The 1,181-nt window shown below is 61.1% G+C and carries 1 protein-coding gene; it reads right to left on the bottom strand.

The window, feature by feature from the left end; all coding sequences use genetic code 11:
* Positions 1 to 1,181 (bottom strand): aspartate--tRNA ligase (gene aspS / locus NW837_RS15695; protein ID WP_414332626.1); only part of this gene is annotated, 1,181 nt, incomplete at both ends.

Consider the following 1,181-nt stretch of genomic DNA (forward strand, 5'->3'; position numbering starts at 1 on the left):
CCACGCCGTTCCACACCAGGTCATAAGCCTGGGCCCGCGCCGTTTTCAGGTCGGCCAAGTCGTCGGGGTGGGGGGCGGTAAAGGGGTGGTGCAGGGCTTCCAGGCGATTTTCTTCGGCGTTGAACTCAAACATGGGAAAGTCGGTGATCCAGAGGAGATTCAAGGCGTTCTCTGGGATCAAACCCAGCTCCTGGCCCAGGTGCAGCCGCAGCCGGCCCAAAGACTCGTTCACCACTGCCGCCGGCCCTGCCCCAAACAGCAACAGATCCCCTGGCTTGGCCTGGGTGAGATCCAGCAACCGCTTCTCCTGCTCGGGGCTCAAGCTCTCTTTCAGGGCGCCGATGGTATCGAGGCTGTCGGGCCGCACCCGGATAAAGGCCAAGCCGCCCGCCCCATACTGGGTGACCAGCTTGAACAGATCCCCGCCTGGTTTGATGCGGGTGTTGGAGATCTTTTCATCGCCGCCGGGCACTGGCAGGATTTTGATCAAACCGCCCTCAGCCAGCACTTTGGCGAAGACTTTGAATCGGGATTCCTGAAACACCTCCGAAACATCCACCAACTCCATCCCAAAGCGGGTGTCAGGCTTGTCGGAGCCGTAGCGGGCCATGGCCTCGGCATAGGTCAGGCGCGGGAAGGGACGGGGCAGGTGGATCCCTTTGACAGTTTTGAAGATATGGCAGATCAGTCGCTCGTTGAGCTCCAGGATCCCTTCTTGATCCATGAAGCTCATCTCCATGTCCAACTGGGTGAACTCCGGCTGCCGATCCGCCCGCAGATCCTCATCCCGAAAGCAGCGGGCGATCTGGTAGTAGCGATCCACGCCAGCCACCATCAGCAGCTGCTTAAAGAGCTGGGGCGACTGCGGCAGGGCAAACCACTCGCCGGGGTTGACGCGGCTGGGCACCAGGTAGTCTCTGGCCCCTTCTGGGGTGGAGCGGGTGAGAATGGGAGTCTCCACCTCGACAAAGCCCTCCTCGTCTTCTAGGAAACGGCGGATGGCCTGGATGACCCGGTGGCGCAGTTGCAGGTTACGGGACATGCGCTCCCGCCGCAAATCCAGGTAGCGATAGCGCAGGCGGATCTCTTCTCGCACTTCCTCTGCTTCTTCTCCCGAGACGCTGAAGGGGAGCTGCTTGCCGACTGGACTGAGCACTTCCAACTGTTCGGCGTAGATCTCG

The organism is Synechococcus sp. R6-10 (assembly GCF_047461815.1).
Lineage (GTDB): Bacteria > Cyanobacteriota > Cyanobacteriia > Thermostichales > Thermostichaceae > Thermostichus.